The 18,047-nt window shown below is 64.5% G+C and carries 19 protein-coding genes; 15 read left to right on the top strand and 4 right to left on the bottom strand.

Annotated features, from left to right (window positions below; all coding sequences use genetic code 11):
- Positions 1-6: 6 nt before the first annotated feature.
- The 7 genes from nifW (at position 7) to K5607_RS13730 (ending at position 4,597) form a co-directional block, all read left to right on the top strand.
- Positions 7-348 carry a nitrogenase-stabilizing/protective protein NifW gene (nifW, locus tag K5607_RS13700; RefSeq protein WP_054773741.1) on the top strand — a complete coding sequence of 114 codons (342 nt, stop codon included), beginning with the start codon at positions 7-9 and terminating at the stop codon, positions 346-348.
- A gap of 82 nt (positions 349-430) precedes the next feature.
- A complete protein-coding gene (locus K5607_RS13705) occupies positions 431-892 on the top strand; it encodes a nitrogen fixation protein NifZ (protein ID WP_054773740.1) in 462 nt (153 codons plus the stop codon).
- Positions 882-1,757 (top strand): nitrogen fixation protein NifM, encoded by an 876-nt coding sequence (nifM, locus tag K5607_RS13710; RefSeq protein ID WP_054773739.1) that lies wholly within the window; start codon positions 882-884, stop codon positions 1,755-1,757. Before K5607_RS13705 ends, nifM begins: the two co-directional genes overlap by 11 nt.
- Positions 1,754-3,043, top strand: coding sequence for an ATP-dependent Clp protease ATP-binding subunit ClpX (clpX, locus tag K5607_RS13715; protein WP_221047352.1), 1,290 nt, complete (start codon positions 1,754-1,756; stop codon positions 3,041-3,043). The genes nifM and clpX overlap by 4 nt, the downstream gene beginning before the upstream one ends.
- 134 nt (positions 3,044-3,177) lie before the next feature.
- Positions 3,178-3,456 (top strand): hypothetical protein, encoded by a 279-nt coding sequence (locus K5607_RS13720; protein WP_176569428.1) that lies wholly within the window; start codon positions 3,178-3,180, stop codon positions 3,454-3,456.
- 238 nt (positions 3,457-3,694) lie between these two features.
- The gene (locus tag K5607_RS13725) at positions 3,695-3,946 is read left to right on the top strand and encodes a hypothetical protein (RefSeq protein WP_054774717.1); all 252 of its coding nucleotides are present in this window, start codon (positions 3,695-3,697) and stop codon (positions 3,944-3,946) included.
- Between the two features lie 252 nt (positions 3,947-4,198).
- Complete coding sequence (locus K5607_RS13730) at positions 4,199-4,597, top strand: hypothetical protein (RefSeq protein ID WP_156302915.1); 399 nt, start codon at positions 4,199-4,201, stop codon at positions 4,595-4,597.
- Between the two features lie 144 nt (positions 4,598-4,741).
- On the opposite strand, the gene K5607_RS13735 is transcribed toward K5607_RS13730, so the two are convergent.
- Entirely contained in the window at positions 4,742-4,930 is a 189-nt protein-coding gene (locus K5607_RS13735) for a DUF6726 family protein (protein WP_173586098.1), read from the bottom strand.
- Between the two features lie 251 nt (positions 4,931-5,181).
- On the opposite strand from K5607_RS13735, the gene K5607_RS13740 reads away from it, so the two are divergent.
- From K5607_RS13740 to K5607_RS13750, 3 genes are read left to right on the top strand one after another with little or no spacing between them, the layout of a single operon-like run.
- Entirely contained in the window at positions 5,182-7,872 is a 2,691-nt protein-coding gene (locus K5607_RS13740; RefSeq protein ID WP_221047353.1) for a CHASE2 domain-containing serine/threonine-protein kinase, read from the top strand.
- Entirely contained in the window at positions 7,869-8,729 is an 861-nt protein-coding gene (locus tag K5607_RS13745) for a Stp1/IreP family PP2C-type Ser/Thr phosphatase (RefSeq protein ID WP_054774654.1), read from the top strand. The genes K5607_RS13740 and K5607_RS13745 overlap by 4 nt, the downstream gene beginning before the upstream one ends.
- 1 nt (position 8,730) lies before the next feature.
- Complete coding sequence (locus tag K5607_RS13750; protein WP_221047354.1) at positions 8,731-9,411, top strand: FHA domain-containing protein; 681 nt, start codon at positions 8,731-8,733, stop codon at positions 9,409-9,411.
- A 213-nt stretch (positions 9,412-9,624) separates the two neighbouring features.
- Here K5607_RS13750 and K5607_RS13755 read toward each other — a convergent pair whose 3' ends face one another.
- Positions 9,625-10,971, bottom strand: a complete 1,347-nt coding sequence (locus K5607_RS13755; RefSeq protein ID WP_221047355.1) for an MFS transporter — start codon at positions 10,969-10,971, stop codon at positions 9,625-9,627.
- A 246-nt stretch (positions 10,972-11,217) separates the two neighbouring features.
- Complete coding sequence (locus tag K5607_RS13760) at positions 11,218-13,350, bottom strand: hypothetical protein (RefSeq protein ID WP_246598865.1); 2,133 nt, start codon at positions 13,348-13,350, stop codon at positions 11,218-11,220.
- 256 nt (positions 13,351-13,606) lie between these two features.
- Between K5607_RS13760 and K5607_RS13765 the strand changes: the two genes are divergently transcribed.
- The 3 genes from K5607_RS13765 to K5607_RS13775 all read left to right on the top strand — a co-directional run bounded on the left by K5607_RS13765 (position 13,607) and on the right by K5607_RS13775 (position 15,134).
- Complete coding sequence (locus K5607_RS13765) at positions 13,607-13,843, top strand: hypothetical protein (RefSeq protein WP_054775085.1); 237 nt, start codon at positions 13,607-13,609, stop codon at positions 13,841-13,843.
- 41 nt (positions 13,844-13,884) lie between these two features.
- Positions 13,885-14,682 (top strand): hypothetical protein, encoded by a 798-nt coding sequence (locus tag K5607_RS13770; protein ID WP_221047356.1) that lies wholly within the window; start codon positions 13,885-13,887, stop codon positions 14,680-14,682.
- A gap of 95 nt (positions 14,683-14,777) precedes the next feature.
- Positions 14,778-15,134 carry a hypothetical protein gene (locus K5607_RS13775; RefSeq protein WP_054774254.1) on the top strand — a complete coding sequence of 119 codons (357 nt, stop codon included), beginning with the start codon at positions 14,778-14,780 and terminating at the stop codon, positions 15,132-15,134.
- A gap of 141 nt (positions 15,135-15,275) precedes the next feature.
- Here K5607_RS13775 and K5607_RS13780 read toward each other — a convergent pair whose 3' ends face one another.
- Positions 15,276-15,641 carry a cupin domain-containing protein gene (locus K5607_RS13780; RefSeq protein ID WP_054774255.1) on the bottom strand — a complete coding sequence of 122 codons (366 nt, stop codon included), beginning with the start codon at positions 15,639-15,641 and terminating at the stop codon, positions 15,276-15,278.
- A gap of 94 nt (positions 15,642-15,735) precedes the next feature.
- On the opposite strand from K5607_RS13780, the gene K5607_RS13785 reads away from it, so the two are divergent.
- Positions 15,736-16,044, top strand: coding sequence for a hypothetical protein (locus K5607_RS13785; protein ID WP_221047357.1), 309 nt, complete (start codon positions 15,736-15,738; stop codon positions 16,042-16,044).
- 47 nt (positions 16,045-16,091) lie between these two features.
- On the top strand, positions 16,092-18,032 hold the full coding sequence (acs, locus tag K5607_RS13790) for an acetate--CoA ligase (RefSeq protein WP_221047358.1): 1,941 nt from the start codon (positions 16,092-16,094) through the stop codon (positions 18,030-18,032).
- The last annotated feature ends 15 nt before the right edge of the window (positions 18,033-18,047 follow it).

Genomic DNA, 18,047 nt, shown 5'->3' on the forward strand with positions numbered 1-18,047 from the left:
AACGACATGAGTTTGCAAGACGATCTGGAAGAATTGGAATCCGCCGAGGATTTTCTCAACTACTTCGAGCTGCCCTACGACCCGGCCGTGGTGCACGTCAACCGGCTGCATATCCTGCAACGCTTCCACGACTACCTGGCAAAAGGCCAAACCGCCATGCCGGAAGAGGAAGACGCCAGCCGCGAAGTGCACAAAACCCTGCTGCAAAGGGCTTACCAGGACTTCGTGGAGTCGAACGCGCTGACCGAAAAAGTGTTCAAGGTGTTCCACATGCACGAACCGCAGACCACCTTCGTGCCTTTGGAGGGGCTAGGGATCGGAGGCCAGGGCGCGAAGATCGACGCCTAACCCAACAACGCAAAAGCTCCGGCTTCCTCTCCAACGGGAGAGGGAGCCTAAGTTAAACATTGCCCCCAACCCCAGGCCCCTTATGAAACCTCAATACGATTACGGCGCAGAAGTTCGCGTGATCCGCAATGTGCGCAACGACGGCACCTATCCCGGCCTGGATGTGGGTGCGCCGCTGGTGAAGCGCGGCAGCATCGGCCACGTGGTCAATGTGGGCACTTTCCTACAGGACCAGATCATCTATTCGGTGCACTTCCTCGACATCGACAAAATCGTCGGCTGTCGGGAGGAAGAGCTGATCCCCGGCGATGCCCCTTGGGTTCCCAGCCGGTTCGAATTTCGCGACAAGGTGCAAAGCCGCGTCAAACTGGCGATCAAGGGCAAAGTGCTGGTGGATGTCGGGACGGTGGGCGAGATCATCAAGGTGCTGCGCGGCGAGCCGGGGGACGTGCAATACCACGTCATGTTCCCCGCCAAGGTGCTGCAAGTCCCGGAGTCCGCCCTGGCGCCCCATCGAGTCGAGGACAGCAGCCATGCAGCCTGACACCATCGGCCCGGAACTGCCTTACATCTTGCTGCGGGCCTCCCAGGCGCTGTTCGGCAAAGCGCCCGATGCCTTGGACGACACCCAGCGCAACCAGGCCTTGGAACAGGCTCGCCGCGAGCAGCAATTGGAAAATCGCGTGTTGCGCGCTCCGGAAGCCGCTGCGGTGATGGTGCCGGACGAACAACTGGACCGGGCGCTGGCGGAAATCCGCGAGCGCTACGACAGCCAAGACGGCTTTGCCGAGGACCTGGCGCGCAACGGTTTGGACAGCGACGGCTTGCGCCTGGCGCTGTACCGCCAGTGCAAAGTGGACAGCGTGCTGGAAAAAATCGCCGCCGACGCACCCACCGCCTCGGAGGTGGACATCAGCATCTTCTACCACGCCCACCTGCCCCGCTTTCAGGTGGGCGAAACGCGGGAAGCGTTCCATATCCTGGTCACTATCGACGACACAGCGGGCATGCTTGCCGAAAACGCCCGTCCCGCCGCCTTGGCGCGCATCCAGGCCATCGCCCTGCAACTGGCGAAAAAGCCCCACCGCTTCGCCGAACTGGCCCAGCGCCACTCCGAGTGCCCCACCGCGCTGCAAGGGGGACGGGTCGGCCCGGTGACCCGCGGACAGTTGTACCAAGCCCTGGATGAAGTGCTGTTCGAGCTCAAGGAAAACGAAATCGGCGGGCCGGTGGAATCCCCCATGGGTTTCCATCTGGTCCGGTGCGGCGCGATACGCCGCGCCCAAACCGTATCCCTGCGCGACGCCACGCCGGGCATCCGCCGCCACCTCAACCAGCGTTTCAAGGAGAGCCGGCAAAAGCAATGGCTCGCCAGCCTACCCGATCCGCAACCGGAGACCGCGCCATGAGCAACGGCAACCCCCACTGTTCCTTCTGCGGCGTCGACCAATCGGCCAACAAACCCCTTATCGCCGGCGCCGAAGGCTATATCTGCGAAGCCTGCGTGTTGCTGGCCAACCAGGTGGTCACCAACTGGGGCCGCAAACGGGCGCTGAACGAGCTGCACGGTCCCCTGCCGAAACCGGCGGAAATCAAGGAACGGCTGGACGCCTACGCCATCGGCCAAGGCTTGGCCAAAGAAATCCTCGCCGTGGCGGTGTACAACCACTATAAGCGCCTCAAGCACGATTCGGGCGACACCGCCTTCGGCCCCCTGCGCGGCGAAGTGGAGCTGGGCAAGTCCAACATCCTCCTGATCGGCCCCACCGGCACCGGCAAAACCCTGCTGGCCTCCACCCTGGCGAAAATCGTCGGCGTGCCCTTCGTGGTGGCCGACGCCACCACCCTGACCCAGGCCGGTTACGTGGGCGACGACGTGGAGAACATCCTCGTGCGCCTGTTGGAAGTGGCGGACGGCAACGTCGGCCGCGCCGAATGGGGCATCGTCTACATCGACGAAATCGACAAGCTGGCGCGCAGCCCGGAACTGCAAACCCTGGCCCGCGACATTTCCGGCGAAGGCGTGCAACAGGCCCTGTTGCGGCTGGTGGAGGGCGCCCAGGTAAAAATCTCGCCGAAAAGCCGCAAGCGCGAAAGCGGCTCCGGCGGCGGCGACGACGTGGTGCTGGACACCCGCAACATCCTGTTCATCGCCGGCGGCGCCTTTCCCGGATTGGAAAAACACGTGCAGAAACGCCTGACGCCCGGCCGCGCCGGCATCGGCTTCCACGCCGCGCCCCAGGCCGAGACGGACAAAGCCGATGTGGAAACCCTGCTGCGGGAAATCGAGCCGGAGGACCTGCGCCGCTTCGGCCTGATCCCGGAATTCATCGGCCGCTTCCCCATCATTGCGCCGCTGGAACCCCTGGACGAAGCCGCCCTGGTCAGCATCCTCACCGAACCGCGCAACGCCTTGACCAAGCAGTACCAGGTGTTGTTCGGCTACGAAAACGTCGAACTGGAATTCACCGAAGACGCCCTGAAGCGCATCGCCGCCAAGGCCATGGAGCGGGAAACCGGCGCCCGCGGCCTGCGCGGCATACTGGAGCAGGTGTTGTTGAGAACCATGTTCGACCTGCCCTCCCACGACGACGTGACGCGCTGCATCGTGCACGCCGACGCCATCGACGGCGCCGCGCCGGTAACGCTGGAGCGCCGCGCCGCGCCGCAACGCGCCAGGAACGGCGAAGCCTAAGGCGCCCCCTGCGGAAACGGCTGCGGCCGCAACGCCTTCATGCGCTTGTAAGGTTGAACGTCAATGATTGCCGACGGTTAGGCCGAGTTCCGCTCGGCCGAGCCGACAATCGAACCAACGTACGGAGTTTAACCATGAAGAAGTTTTTACTCGGTTTGACAATGTCCCTGTTCTGGTTGGTCGCGCCCATGGCGCAAGCAGCCGTGGAAGCGCACGAAAAAGCGGCGCAGACCCATGAGGAAGCCGCGAAGAAGCACGAGGAAGCGGCCGAGCACCACAAGGCGGCCGCCGCCGCTCACCGGGAGAGCAAGCACGCCGAAGCCAAGGAGCACGCCGCCGAGGCGCATAAGGCTTCCGAAAACGCCCACAATCTCAGCAAACAAGCGAAACAACATTCGCACAAAACAAAATAAGTCGCGGTGCGAGGACCGCCGCAGCAGGCTGCTGCCGGCGGTCCCTCGAAGCCGTGCGCGACACCGCCCCGCGCCCGGCCGGGGAAGGGTGATTTTCACCCGCCGCGGTTTTTTTCAACCAGCGTGCACGGCGGAAACGGCCGGCGGACGGCCCGCGACGCGCGCGCCGCTTGGCATGCGGAAAATGGCACGCTAATCGCCTATAGTTAGGGCGTCTCCACTCGAAAAAGGCCCTTGTATGAGTACCATCGCCCGTCAAATGCATTCCGGCATTGTGACGCTGCTGGTATCCGTTCTTCTCGCCGGCTGCGTGAGCTATAGCCCTTACGCCGCGTACCCCTACGGCAACCGTCCTTATCGTTCCTATGGCTATGGCTACTACCCCAACTACGGCGCGTCGGCCTACTACACTTATCCGCGTTACAATTACGCCCCGCAACACCACCACCATCGTCACCATCACCGCGACCGGGATCATGACGGGGATTGATACGCCGCGTCTTTTATCCGGATCGTAAAAAAACGCCAAGGCGCGAAACCGGCCGTTGGCGGCCTGCCCCACCGCATTCGGGCTCCCGCGGAGCTCAGGAGGAAACGCATGACGAATCGGGCGATAAGAAACACATTTCTGGCTTTGGCGGTTTGCGCCTCTTCGGCGCGGGCCGAGCCGGTTCCGGAGTTCGCTCCTTCCCCCATTCCGCCTAAAAAGGCATCCTGCGCGTTTAAAAGCGGCGATAAGGGCGTGCGCATCAACGGAACGGTTATTTTCGAGCCGACGGAAAGCCTCAATAACATCGCACGCATGGGGACTTGCGAGGTTTTCAGGTTCAGCGACCAATATGTGTTTTTGGCGGCGATGTACGATACCCAGCCGGAGGACGGCCTGTACCCCGCCGGAAAGACGGTGCTGGAATTAGCGGTCTTGAATAAGGAGTTCAACCGCTACCAGTCGGTTTTCAATACGATCAGGGACGCAACCGACGCGGAAGCCTGCAAAGGCGGCGCCGCCGGCGCCATCGCGTTGAGTTGGGGTTACTCGTCGAAGAACCAAGCCGTTCCCGTGGTCGGCATTCCATCCTGCGATGCCTCGGGCATGAGCTACTACGTTTACGACCCGGTCAAGGGATTCGCGCCCTTCTAAAAGCGGGCAAACACCCGCGACGCGGCAACGACGGCCCGGTAACGCGGGAAGCGGAACCCGGCCCGTCGCTCGCCCGAATCAAAGCCCCGCTTGAAAAGGCTTAGGCTGCCGCCCAAGCCTTGTTCCGCCCAACACCAGCCGCGATCAAATCGGCAAATCGTCCACTCCGTCGGCGGCGGTATCAATCGCATCGTGCGCGGCATTGCCGACCCCCGGCACGATGGAAACCACGGCGCCGCTCAACCGCATGGGAACCGAAGCGACCTTGGTCAAGACACAGGCGCTCGACAGGGAAGCCAACAGACATACCGCCACAAGTCGCACGATTTTCATACATCACCTCGCTGATACGGAAAGCCGACGGGAAACAGCATCGCCGGGAGGCGCGCGCCCTGTCAACCCGGACAAACCCGGGGCTACGCGTCGGCGGAATCGGGACTTTCGCCCCAAAAAACCGCCTGAACGACGGACGATGGGTTAATGATGGGTTAATAGCGTACGAATTTGGTGCCGATTCGGCTAACATTCCACGCCATAACAAAGGCACGCTAGCGGCAACGCCGCTACAACCACACGGAATTGCCATGAAAAAACGATTTTGGAGCAGCGACTGGTTTCTGGGGCTGGTCATTCTGTTCGCCTTCCTGGCCGGCTCCCGCGCCGAGTTCATGCACGCCATGGAGCGCAGCGCCTACGACTTCGCCATGCGCAGCAACGACCGCAGCCCCGGCGACAAAGTGGCGGTCATCGCCATCGACGACCAGAGCATCGCCAACATCGGCCGCTGGCCCTGGTCGCGGGAAATCCATGCAGAGATGATCAAGCTGCTGTCGGAAGGCAAGCCCAAGGTCATCGGCCACACGGTCTTTTTCCTGGAACCCCAGCAAGACGCCGGCCTGCCTTTCATCCGCGAGTTGAGCGCCGCCTTCCAGCAATCGGCCCTGCTGACGCAACTGCCCCTGGACGTGGATGGCCTGCGCGGCTTGGTGGAGGAAGTACGCGGGCAATTGCAGACCTTGCCGGCCAACGCGCCGGCCCGCGACCTGCTGACCCGCCTCGCCGGCTTTTACGACCAATCCGCCCTGCCGCAAAAAGCCCTGGACGAGGCCTTCCGCTTCTCACAACTGTTGACCCAGGCCGAGGACGCCCTCAACACCGACAAGAAGCTGGCGGAGTCGCTGCGCGCCGCCGGCAACGTCGTGCTGGGCATGCCCTATGTGCTGGGCGAGGCGGTGGGCAAGCCCGACAACGCCCTGCCCCCCTATGTGCAACGCGACCTGCTGACCCGCAGCGTGGACCGCGTCGGCGCCGCGCAAGCCGAACAACTGCCGTTGTCCACCGTGGCGGCCATCCCGCCCATCGCCGAGCTGGGCGAGCCGGCCACCGCCATCGGCCACCTCATCGACGCCCTGGACGTGGACGGCGTCAAACGCAACGAGTTGCTGGCATTGAACCATTACGGCCAGTACATTCCCTCCGAATCCCTGATGATCGCCGCCCGTAGCCTCAACCTCGGCCCCGGCGACATCGAGCTGCGCCTGGGAGAAGGCATTGCCCTGGGCAAGCTCAACATCGGCACCGACGCCAACCTGCGCATGTTCCCCTACTTCTACCGGGATCGGGACGGCAAGCCGGCGTTTTCCGTGGACTCTTTCTACGACGTGCTGAAAGGCAAGATTCCCGCCGGCAAGTACAAGGACAAGATCGTGCTGATCGGCGCCACCGCCGCCGGCGTCGGCACCCAATCGGTCACGCCGGTGGCGGCCTCCATGGCGCCGGTGCTGGTGTTGGCCCACTCGGTCGCCAGCATTCTCAACGAGCACTTCCTGCTCAAGCCGGAATGGGGCGCTTTCGCCAAACTGGGCATGTTCGCCGCTTTCGCCCTGTACTTGACGCTGCTGCTGCCCCGCTTGGCGGCCGGCCCCGCCGCCGGCGTCACCGTCGGCTTGGCGGCCTTGGCCCTGGGCGGCGAAATTTTCCTGCTCATGGGCCAATCCCTGTGGGTGGAACTGGTCGCCCCCACCGTCATGTTGCTGGCCGGCCACGCCTTGCTCACCACCAAGCGCTTCTTCCTCACGGAAAAAGGCAAGGAAAAGGCCGACGCCGAATCGGCCGAGACCAACCGCATGCTGGGCCTGGCGTTCCAGGGCCAGGGCCAGTTGGACATGGCCTTCGAGAAGTTCCGCAAGTGCCCGCTGGACGACTCCATCATGGACCCGTTGTATAACTTGGCGCTGGACTACGAACGCAAGCGCCAGTTCAACAAGGCGGGCGCCATCTACCAGTACATGGCGGAGCACAACCCCAATTTCCGCGACCTGCAAAAGCGCATTTCCCGTTCCCAGCAGATGGAAGAAACCGTCATGCTGGGCAGCGGCGGCGGCACCAACGCCGGCCTGGGCGGCACCATGATGCTGGAAGGCGATGGCGCCACCAAGCCCATGCTGGGCCGCTACCAGGTGGAGAAAGAGCTGGGCAAGGGCGCCATGGGCATGGTCTACCTGGGCCGCGACCCGAAGATCAACCGCGTGGTGGCCATCAAGACCATGGCCTTGTCGCAAGAGTTCGAGCCCGACGAACTGGTGGAGGTCAAGGAACGCTTCTTCCGCGAAGCGGAAACCGCCGGCCGCCTCAACCACCCCCATATCGTCACCATTTACGATGCCGGCGACGAACACGACCTGGCCTATATCGCCATGGAATTTCTCAAGGGCCACGACTTGGCGCGTTACACCAAAAAGGACAACCTGCTGCCCTTGCCCACCCTGTGCAAGCTGATGACCCAAGCGGCGGAAGCGCTGGATTACGCCCATGGCAACGGCATCGTGCACCGCGACATCAAACCGGCCAACCTGATGTACGATCCGGACAGCGACGCCATCAAGATCACCGATTTCGGCATCGCCCGCATCACCGACTCCAGCAAAACCAAAACCGGCGCGGTGCTGGGCACGCCATCCTACATGTCGCCGGAACAGCTATCCGGCAAACGGGTGGACGGGCGTTCCGACCTGTTCTCCCTGGGCGTGATGTTCTTCCAGTTGACGACGGGCGAGCTGCCCTTCGGCGGCGATTCCCTGGCCACTCTCATGTTCAAGATCGCCAACGAACCCCACCCCGACATTCTGGCGGTGAAACCGCAGCTGCCGCCCTGCTTCAAAAATTTGGTGGATCGCGCGCTCAATAAGGACGCCGACCAGCGCTATCAAACCGGGGCCGAACTGGCCAACGCCCTGCGCCAATGCGGCCAGGCACTAGAGGGAGCGAACGAGTGAAAAATTTGAGGAACTGCGTAAAAATCGCCACGGGCACGGACGTAGGCTGCGTACGCACCAACAACGAAGACAGCGTCGGCAAAAACGAGCAGATAGGCTTGGCGGTGCTAGCGGACGGCATGGGCGGCCACAATGCCGGCGAAGTGGCCGGCGCCATGGCGGTGGGCTCCATCCTGCACGAGCTCTCCACCACCCTGCGGCAACAAGCGCCGGGCCAGCCGGGCAACGACGGCGAGTACGGCCGCGACGCCGAACTGCTGCGACAAGCCATCGAAAACGCCAACGTCGCCATCCACCGCACAGCCGCCGGCAACCTGGCCTACCACGGCATGGGCACCACCATCGTGGCGGCGGCCTTCCACAACGACCGCATCAGCGCCGCCCACGTGGGCGATTCGCGCCTTTACCGCCTGCGGGGCGGCGAGCTGAAGCAACTCACTACCGACCATTCCCTGGCTCACGAGCTGATCGCCAACGGTTATTTCAAAAGCTACGAAGAAGTGGTCGCGGCCGGCATGAAAAACGCCATCACCCGAGCCCTGGGACTGGATGCGGAAGTGAACGTCGATTTGCTGGAAGACACCGTGCAAGCCGGCGATTTGTACCTGCTCTGCTCCGACGGCCTGACCGACATGGTGGCCGATACGGAAATCCTCAGCACCCTGCAGGCCTACCGCGCCAATCTGGAGCGATGCGTCGCCCAACTCATCGCCCTGGCAAAACAAAACGGCGGCAAGGATAATATTTCAGTCATTCTGGCACGGCCCATGAAGCCCCGCACCGACAACGCGAATACTCCATGGCACCGGAAATTGGGCCAATGGTTCGGCAACCTCTTCAGCAGAGGCGGAAATTAACATGGCGAAACTGGTACTCAGTCTACAGGGAAAGGAGCTATCCGAATTCCCGCTCAACAAAGAACACGTCACCATCGGCCGCAAACCGGACAACGACATCCACATCGACAACCTGGCGGTCAGCGGCCATCACGCCGTACTGCACACCCTCTACAACCAGTCGTTTCTGGAGGATCTGAACAGCACCAACGGCACGTTCGTCAACGGCCAGCGCATCAGCAAGCAGGCCCTCAAGGACGGCGACGTGCTGTTGATCGGCAAACACGAATTGAAATTCGTCGGCGGGACGGCCGCCGCGGCGGATGAAGAAGACGACCCCTTCAGCCGCACCGTGATGATCCGCAGCCCCTTCGCCGCCGCGCCCAAACCGGCGGCGGAACCCGAACCGGCCCCGCCCCCGCCGGAAGAACCGGCCCATCCCCCGCGCGCCAAAGTCGCCATACTCAGCGGCAAGGACACCGGCAGGGAGTTCACCTTCACCAAGGAAGTGACCATGTTCGGCAAAAAAGGCGTGCAAGTGGCCGCCATCAGCGCCAAGCCGGACGGCTACTACATCAGCCACGTGGAAGGCGCGGCCAGCTGCACCGTCAACGGCGAGTTCATCGGCAACCGCGCCGTGCACCTGAAGGAATACGACGTGCTGGAAGTGGCCGGCATCAAGATGACTTTCCTGATCGGCTAATCCCTCAGCCCTCCGGCTCCCTCTCCAGCGAGAGAGGGTTGGGGTGAGGGGGAATAAAAGGCCGCGGCCTGTAAGCCCCCTCACCCTGCCCTCTCCCGCAGGGAGAGGGAACCCACCAACAAGCGCTAACTTAACGACATTTCCCGCAGGACGAGGGGGCCGAAAACGCCGCTTCCAGGACACCGTTCGGCGCGGACGCCGCGCCTGAAGCGCCTACCCCGACACATCCTCCAGCACCACCGCGTTGGTGTTCGGCCCGAACAACCCCACCACCAGCGCCACGCCCACCATGGCCGCGCCCATGAAGAGGAACACCGCCAGCACTCCGCCGTGATTCAGCAGCGCGGCGATGATGAGGGTGGAAAACATCGCGCTCAAGCGGCTCCAACTGTAGGTGAATCCCACGCCGGTGGCCCTGGCGCGGGTGGGGAACAGTTCCGCCTGGTAAGCGTGCAGCAAGGCGGAAAACCAATAGCTGAAGGTGGTCAGCAACGCCCCGGCGGCGACGATCATGGCCCCCGACTCGGAAAACGGAAAGATCATGCCGCTGGCCGCCATCAACAGGGCCAACACCACGATGGCCTTGCGCCGCTGGAAATACTCGGTGGTCCACACTGCCAGCAGCGGGCCGATGGGGCTGACCAAGGCGATCCAGAAACCGTATTCCAGCGATTGCCCCAAGCCCTTGCCCTGGGCCAGCAGGAAGGTCGGCGCCCAGTTGGCGAAGCCGTAAATGCCGATGGTTTGCAACAAGTGGAACACCATCAGCATGAGGGTGCGGCCGCGGTAAGGCGGCCGCCACAGCTCGCGCCAGGCCATGGCCTGGGCCGGCTGCACCGGCAGGATCAACGCGTCGGGCAAGGGCCGGCCGATGGCTTTCTCCACTTTCGCCTCGATGCGCCGCATGGTCCACTCCGCCTCGTGGTGGCGGCCGGCGATTTCCAGCCAGCGCGGCGACTCCGGCAGGTTGCGCCGCAGGTACCACACCAGCAACGATCCCAGCGACCCGATCACCATCACCCAGCGCCAGCCGTCCAGCAGCCAATGGGTGGGCACGAGCAGGGAGGCCAGCAGGGCGACGATGGGAATGGCGGTGAACCCCACCACCTGGGTGATCGCCACGTAACGTCCGCGCGCCCGGCTCGGCACCATTTCCGTCACATAGGTGTCGATCACCACCAGCTCCGCGCCGATGCCCACCCCGGCCAGGGCGCGCAGCACGATCAAGCTCCAGGCGTCCTGGGCGAAAGCCCCCAGCAGGGTGAAGCCGGAATAAATCAGCAGCATCCAGACGAACGCCGTGCGCCGCCCGAAGCGGTCGCTGCCCATGCCGAATACCACCGTGCCGACGAACATGCCGAGAAACCCGGCGGCGATGATGAGACCGAACTCGTCGCGGCTGATGAAGCCCGAATGCTGCATGGCCGCGCCGATGTAGGCCATCATGAAGATGTCGTAGAAATCGAACCAGCCGCCCAGGGCGATCAGGCCGACGAAGCGGTTGTGGAACGAAGACAACGGCAGGCGCTCGATGCGCGCCGCCATGGTGGCTTGGGACATGGACTGCCTTCCCTGTATGGAAAGCGACGAACTGTAGAGGCAGCCGGGGCGGAATACAACCACCGCCCGAGTGAAGGGCGGGCAGACAAACTCAGGACACTTGGCGGGCCACAATTTGGAACCGGTGCGCCTGGGCTTCGGTGCCCTCAACCCCCGAAGCCCCTATCAACCGTCGTATGCGGCTTCCGCTTGGCGGCGAAAACGGTATCAACCCGCCACCCCATTGCCGCGCACCTTGCAGCCGTCTCAAGGCGGAACCACCAGCGGCGACCGCCCGGCCCCATAGGCATCCCGCAAAATCCCTGCCGCGTCCGTTCCCGACTCGGCCAGCGCTTTGGCGCGGCTGACGGAGAGTCCCAGGCCATGGCCGGCCCCGACGCCTTCCAGCCGCCAGGCCGCGCCGCCTTCGGCGGGCTGGATGGCGTCGGGGCAGGACGGCAGGGCGAAGGCGGCGCGGAAGGTTTCGCAGGGCAGCACTTCTTCGCTGTCGCCGTACCACAGGTGGACGAACACCGCGCCGTCGCGGCGGCGTTCGCGGCGCAAGTCCAGCACTTGGGATTCTTTGAGGGTGGAAACCGCTTGCGCCGTGGGCAGCCGCCGCTGCCAGCGTTCGTCGCCGCCCTTGGCGAAGGGCAGCCAATCCAGGTTTTGCGCGGCGGCCAGAGTGTCCAGCAGGGCCAGTAGCTTGGCCTCGCTGCGGCCGGCCCGCGGCGGCGCTCGGTCGGCGGGGGCGCCTTGGAACACCATGCAGTGGGTGTGGTCGCACAGGGAGCCGCTGTCGCCGTGGCGATGGGCGCCGTGCGTCCCGTTCCAGACGATGACGGCGCGCAAGGCGGCCCGCGCCTGGCCGGACAACCGATCCGCTTCCGCCGCCAGCACGGCGTCGGCATAGGTTTCCGCGTCCGTCTCCAACACCGTCGCGCCGTCCCGCTCCGCTTGCCGCAACACGCCGGTCACCAGCCGTTCGGACAGACTGCCCCGCGCCGAGGAGACCAGGCGAAACCGTCCGCACAGGCTGATGCGGGGTGTCCAGCCGTCCAGGGGAACGCCGTCGAAAGCCGGGCAGTCGTCGCGGATTTCCCAGGCCGAGCGCGGCAGCAGCGTCATCAGCCGCACCCGCACTTTGGCGAACGCCGGCGGATAACGCCGCGCCCATTCGGCCAAATAGGGCGCGGCGGCGTGCAGATTGCCGGCGCCTTTGCCGCCCACCTGGCGGAACAGGGCCAAGTAAAGCGGATTGTCCGCCGGCCAAGCCACCAGCAAATGCCCCACCAGCGGCTTGCCGGCGGGATCGGTCACGCTGCCGGTCTTGGCCAGGGCGTGCATGCGGGCCAACACCTGCTTGTCCGCCGCGTCTTCCCGGTACAAGGTCGACAGGGGCGAAACGCCGTTGCGAGCCAGCCCGGCGAAAACCGCCGGATTGGACAGCAAGGCGGCCCGCATGGCCGCCGCCAGCTCCGGCAAGCTGGCTTGGTAGGGAAAACCGCCGTCCTCGCCGCGCTCGCCCAGGTAGCGCCGCCAAAAAACCTCGTCGGCGCGGGCCGATTGCCCGGCCGGAACGGCCTGCCCCGGCGCCGCGCCCGCCACCGTCGCCAACAGCAAGCGATAGCGCTCCGAATCGAAGGCCGCTTTGCGCCGCAGCAGCTTGGCCGTGTCGCTGGCGGCCAACTCTTCGCCCAAGGCAGTTGGCTCAGCCTCGCGCAGAGCGGCGGCGTATGGGATTTTCAGCAGGGATCCGGGCGGATAACGGGTGTGCAGGTCGCCGCCCGATTCCAACACGCGCCCGGACAGCTGGCTCATCAGCACGTAGGAAAAACGGGCCGAACCTTCGGCGAAAGGCGCGCCCAACAGCTTTTCGACGGATTTGGACACGGCGCAGGGCTGCGTCGGCCAGCCGCTGGCAGCGATCAGCCCGGCCAGCACGCGGCGATCGGCGTCATCCAGCGACGAGCCATTGCCCACGGCAACCCGCAAGCGCTCCAGCGCCGCGGCTGTGGGCGGTGTCGCGGCGGACGGCGCCGCCAATTCGCCGCTGAATCCCATGGCCGCCGCCTCCTCCGCCCACAGCGGCAGTTTGCCGCCGCAGGTGAGGAAGCTGGCCTCGTGCATCAGCTCGTGGCGCAAATAAACGCCCATGCCGAAATCGCCCTGGGGCGAAGGCCTTAAATAAATGGCCCCCGGCCGCCAGCCGGCCCCGTGCCGGGCGCTGAATTCGCCGCCGGTGGCGGCCGGATAGACCCGCAACGGCTGCTCGGCGCCGGGCACGCGATAGCCGAGCTCGGCCAGCTCCCGCAACGCCTGGGCGCCGGCGTCCGGCAATCGCGGGTATTGCTGCGACAAAGCGCCGAGGAACAGCAAGGCGGCGCCGGCTTCAAGCAAAAGATTGGGTGGCAAAGCGAATTTCAACGGGTCCCCTATCCACAAATCCGGCCCGTATGCGGCCGCCCCAGGGAGCGCGGCCATCGTGGCCGACCGGAGCCGGAAACTCGGCGCTGCGAGCGGGCGGGCGGGACGCCCGCGCTCCCGGCGGCGCCCCCGCAAGATGGGCTATCATGCTTGGCGGCCAGTCTAGCCGATCTACAATGGGAAAGACCGGTTCGCTTCCGCCCCATCGACGCACTCCCGGACTACCGCCATGAAAACCCTCCTCGTCCTGTCGCTGCTGTTCGCCGCCGCCGTCCACGCGGCATCCGCCCCGTGGTATCTTTGGCAAAGCAAGGTGGACGGCAGCACGTTCTGTGCGCAAAAATCCCCCGGCCCCGGCTGGGTGAAACTGAAAGGACCGTTTTATAACGCCGGTTGCGAACTGAAGGAACCGCCGGCCAATCTGCTCTGGCCCAAGGGCAAGCCGGAGCGCATCGATTTGTTTTGAGCCCCGCAGCAAGCAGCAACCATCGGAGTATCGTTCGTTACATGTCTTCCGCAACTCAAACCCTAAGGGCGGCCATCAGCCACAGCCGCCGCGACTTGGCCATCGCCGCCGTTGTCTGCGCCGCCGGCGCCATCGGCCTGTTCCTCGATTCCGACGCCAGTTTGACCCTGCAAAACCTGCTGGGCGCGGGCGCCTGGATCATCCTGGCGCTGCTGCTGAAAGGCGAACCCGCCGAGATACGCGTGCAGGTGGTGGTGGTGATGCTGGTGGCGACGGCTTGCGAGTATTACTTCGCGCCCAACTGGCACATCTACATTTATCGTTTCGACAACGTGCCGGCCTATGTGCCGGCGGCCCACGGCATGATCTATCTGGCGGCGGCGGTGCTGGCCCGCAGCGCGCTGTTCCGACGGCATGCGCGCCTGCTCACCTGCCTCGCCATCCTCAGCGGCGCGGCCTGGGCCACCTGGGGCGTATGGTTCGCCGAGCGGGGCGACGTGGGCGGCGCGGCGCTGTTCCTAATCCTGGTGGGCTTCATCCTGTTCGGCGGCGCGCGGCTGCTGTACGTGGCGGCGTTTTTCATCACCACCTATTTGGAACTGGTGGGCACCCACTACGGCACCTGGGCCTGGGCCACCCACATGCCGGTGTTCGGCTTGTCCCAGGCCAATCCCCCCAGCGGCATCGCCGCGGGCTACTGCGTCTTCGACATGGCGGCGGTGACGGGCGCTTCGCTGCTGGACAAGGCCCGGGTTTCCGCCCTGGTGCGCTATCCAGCCACGGTTTACACGGCGCTGACCCGCCGTTTCGCCGGGCAAACCGAAGCCGAAGGCGAATAAAGCCGCCCGCGAAAAGTGTTATGCGAATCAAGGTGCGCCGGTTCGCGCCGTGCTAGCCTGTCGTCGGGACTTTTCCCGGAAGACTAGGTATACACATGGCTACGTCCTTGCGTCGTTATTTCGTCGTGGGTTCGGCTTTGTTCGCGTTCAGCCTGAGCGCTCAGGCGGATTGGTATGGCCCCGGATACGCCGGCGATCCCGGCGCCAACGCCTATTACAACTACGGCGGCGGTCCCGCCCCTTACTACCCGGCGCCGCCGCCTCAATACGGCGGCAACGGCAATGCCGTTTATCTGCTGCAACAGGCGCTAACCAACCTGACAGGAAACCGGGGTTACAACAATCCGGTGTATTACGGCAACGGCGGCTACCCGGGCGGGCAAAACTATTACGCACCGCCGGGGTTCCGCCACCACCATCATCACCACCGGCACCACGACGACGACGATTAAGCGCTCGTCCCCGGCCGTAAGCCGGTAACGCCTAACGAAGGGCCTCGCCGCCAGCGGTTGAGGCCCTTCTTTTTGCCGCCGAGCGCCCCGGCGCCGAAAATCCCCCTCAGCGCCTTGCGCCAACAGGTCGGGACGCAAGCGTCACGGCTCCCCCAGCAATTCCGTGTCCTCATGGCTGTAGGCCGGCGCGCAGCAGCACAGCAAGCGCAGCGGCTCGTTACCCACATTGGCGATGCGATGGGGCGTGCCGGGCGGAATGCATACCGTGTCGCCCGGCCCCACGTCGAACTGCCCGTCGCCCAGGGTCATGCGCCCTCGCCCGTGGGTAACGTGGTACAGCTCTTCGGTTTTTCCGTGCCGATGCAACAAGGTCGCCGCCCCGGGCGGCACGCTGGCTTCCGCCAGGCTTTGCTGCCGGCTGGCGTGCAGCGACGGATGCATCAATTCGCGGATTTCCGAGCCGTCTTTGGTGACATAGGGCGGCACTTGGTCGTAACGGGTGAGCATCAACGCCTCTCTAAACCGGTTAAACTTTGTCGCGCGCGGCCGGATTTGCTTAAATCCCCGTATTCCGCAACCTTGCAATCAAGATAAGGCAGCCATGAGCAAACGCAACCGCAATAAAAAAACTTCCGCCGGCCACAGCGAACAGCGCCGCCAGCAGCTGGAATGGCTCTATAGCGAAGCCAACGAGCAAAAGCTGGAAAAGCTGCGCAACACGCTGATTTTCGTCTGGCTGATGTGCTGCTTCGCCGCCGTGTTCCTGCTGACGGACCAGGAAGCCATCGTGGTATGGTCCGGCGGCGCCGGCGTGCTGCTGGTCTTGGCCTACCAGGTCTGGTCCCTGTGGCTGGACAAGGTGGTGGAAGACCGCATCGACGAAGAATTGGGCGTGCGCCACGAGGATTGATCGCCGCGCCCGTTGCTTCTTGCCGCTTAACCCGACCGGTAGCCGACATGTCCCACGAAGAAAAAATCTACGACATCCCGCCCCAAACGGCGCAACGCGCCCATATTTCCGCCGACCGTTACGAGGAAATGTACCGGCGCTCCATCGCCGAGCCGGAAGCCTTCTGGGCCGAGCAGGCCCAGGCGTTTTTGCAGTGGGACGCACCGTTCGGCAAGGTATTGGAATCGGACTTCTTCAAGGGGCATATCCGCTGGTTCGAGGGCGGCAAGCTCAATGTGGCGGCCAACTGCCTGGATCGCCACCTGGCTGCGCGGGGCGACCAAGTCGCCATTATCTGGGAAGGCGACGACCCGGCCATGGACCGCCAAATCACCTACCGCGAGCTGCACGAAGAAGTATGCCGCTTCGCCAACGCGCTGAAGTCGCTCGGCGCGGCCAAGGGCGACCGCGTCTGCATTTACATGCCCATGATCCCGGAAGCGGCGGTAGCCATGCTGGCCTGCGCCCGCATCGGCGCCATCCACTCGGTGGTGTTCGGCGGCTTCTCCGCCGAAGCCTTGCACAGCCGCATCCAGGACGCCGATTGCCGGTTCCTGGTCACCGCCGACCAAAGCCGGCGCGGCGGCAAGCAAATCCCCTTGAAAGCCAACGCCGACGCCGCCCTGGCCGAGTGCCCCGGCGTCAAGCACATGGTGGTGGTGAAGAACACCGGCGCCGCGGTGGACTGGCACGACGGCCGCGATGTCTGGTATCACGAAGCCATGGCGCAGGCCTCGCCGGACTGCCCGGCCGAATCCATGGACGCGGAAGACCCGCTGTTCATCCTCTACACCTCCGGGTCCACCGGCAAGCCGAAAGGCGTACTGCACACCACGGCGGGCTATTTGCTGCATGCCGCCATCAGCCACAAATACATCTTCGACTACCACGACGGCGACATCTACTGGTGCACCGCCGACGTCGGCTGGGTCACCGGCCATAGCTACATCGTCTACGGCCCCTTGTGCAACGGCGCCACCACGCTGATGTTCGAAGGCGTGCCCACCTACCCCGACGCCGGGCGCTTCTGGCAGGTGGTGGACAAGCACCGGGTCAACATCTTCTACACCGCCCCGACGGCGATCCGCGCCCTCATGGGCGTGGGCGACGACTGGGTGAAAAAGGCCGACCGCTCCAGCCTGCGCCTGCTGGGCTCGGTGGGCGAACCCATCAACCCGGAAGCCTGGGAGTGGTATTACCACACGGTGGGAGACGCCCGCTGCCCGGTGGTGGACACCTGGTGGCAGACGGAAACCGGCGGCATCATGATCACCCCCCTGCCCGGCGCCATCCGCACCAAGCCGGGCTCGGCCACCCTGCCCTTCTTCGGCGTGGTGCCCTCCATCGTCGACGGCCAGGGCAATGCCCTGGAAGGCGCCGCCGAGGGCGTGTTGTGCATCGACCGGCCTTGGCCGGGCCAGGCCCGCACCGTGTACGGCGACCACCAGCGTTTCATCGACACGTACTTTTCCGCCTACAAGGGCAAATACTTCACCGGCGACGGCGCGCGCCGCGACAAGGACGGTTATTACTGGATCACGGGACGGGTGGACGACGTGCTCAACGTCTCCGGCCACAGATTAGGCACGGCGGAGATCGAAAGCGCCCTGGTGCTGCACCACGCCGTGGCGGAAGCCGCCGTGGTAGGCTACCCGCACGACGTCAAAGGCCAAGGCATTTACGCCTATGTCACCCTGAAAACCGGCGTGGCCCCCAGCGAAGCGCTGAAAAAAGAACTGATCAACACCGTGCGGGAAGAAATCGGCCCCATCGCCACCCCCGACCTGATCCAATGGGCGCCGGGCCTGCCGAAGACCCGCTCCGGCAAGATCATGCGCCGCATCCTGCGCAAAGTGGCGGCCAACAGCCTGGGGGAACTGGGCGACACCTCCACGCTGGCCGATCCGGGCGTGGTGGAGGAACTGATCAATAATCGGGAGAATCGTTGAAACGGTTTTTGTGAC

This window comes from Methylogaea oryzae (assembly GCF_019669985.1).
Taxonomy (GTDB): domain Bacteria; phylum Pseudomonadota; class Gammaproteobacteria; order Methylococcales; family Methylococcaceae; genus Methylogaea; species Methylogaea oryzae.

Coding starts and splice junctions, on each gene's coding strand:
- nifW (WP_054773741.1), top strand. CDS start 7: ATGAGTTTGCAAGACGATCTGGAAGAATTGGAATCCGCCGAGGATTTT.
- K5607_RS13705 (WP_054773740.1), top strand. CDS start 431: ATGAAACCTCAATACGATTACGGCGCAGAAGTTCGCGTGATCCGCAAT.
- nifM (WP_054773739.1), top strand. CDS start 882: ATGCAGCCTGACACCATCGGCCCGGAACTGCCTTACATCTTGCTGCGG.
- clpX (WP_221047352.1), top strand. CDS start 1,754: ATGAGCAACGGCAACCCCCACTGTTCCTTCTGCGGCGTCGACCAATCG.
- K5607_RS13720 (WP_176569428.1), top strand. CDS start 3,178: ATGAAGAAGTTTTTACTCGGTTTGACAATGTCCCTGTTCTGGTTGGTC.
- K5607_RS13725 (WP_054774717.1), top strand. CDS start 3,695: ATGAGTACCATCGCCCGTCAAATGCATTCCGGCATTGTGACGCTGCTG.
- K5607_RS13735 (WP_173586098.1), bottom strand. CDS start 4,930: ATGAAAATCGTGCGACTTGTGGCGGTATGTCTGTTGGCTTCCCTGTCG.
- K5607_RS13740 (WP_221047353.1), top strand. CDS start 5,182: ATGAAAAAACGATTTTGGAGCAGCGACTGGTTTCTGGGGCTGGTCATT.
- K5607_RS13750 (WP_221047354.1), top strand. CDS start 8,731: ATGGCGAAACTGGTACTCAGTCTACAGGGAAAGGAGCTATCCGAATTC.
- K5607_RS13755 (WP_221047355.1), bottom strand. CDS start 10,971: ATGTCCCAAGCCACCATGGCGGCGCGCATCGAGCGCCTGCCGTTGTCT.
- K5607_RS13765 (WP_054775085.1), top strand. CDS start 13,607: ATGAAAACCCTCCTCGTCCTGTCGCTGCTGTTCGCCGCCGCCGTCCAC.
- K5607_RS13770 (WP_221047356.1), top strand. CDS start 13,885: ATGTCTTCCGCAACTCAAACCCTAAGGGCGGCCATCAGCCACAGCCGC.
- K5607_RS13775 (WP_054774254.1), top strand. CDS start 14,778: ATGGCTACGTCCTTGCGTCGTTATTTCGTCGTGGGTTCGGCTTTGTTC.
- K5607_RS13780 (WP_054774255.1), bottom strand. CDS start 15,641: ATGCTCACCCGTTACGACCAAGTGCCGCCCTATGTCACCAAAGACGGC.
- K5607_RS13785 (WP_221047357.1), top strand. CDS start 15,736: ATGAGCAAACGCAACCGCAATAAAAAAACTTCCGCCGGCCACAGCGAA.
- acs (WP_221047358.1), top strand. CDS start 16,092: ATGTCCCACGAAGAAAAAATCTACGACATCCCGCCCCAAACGGCGCAA.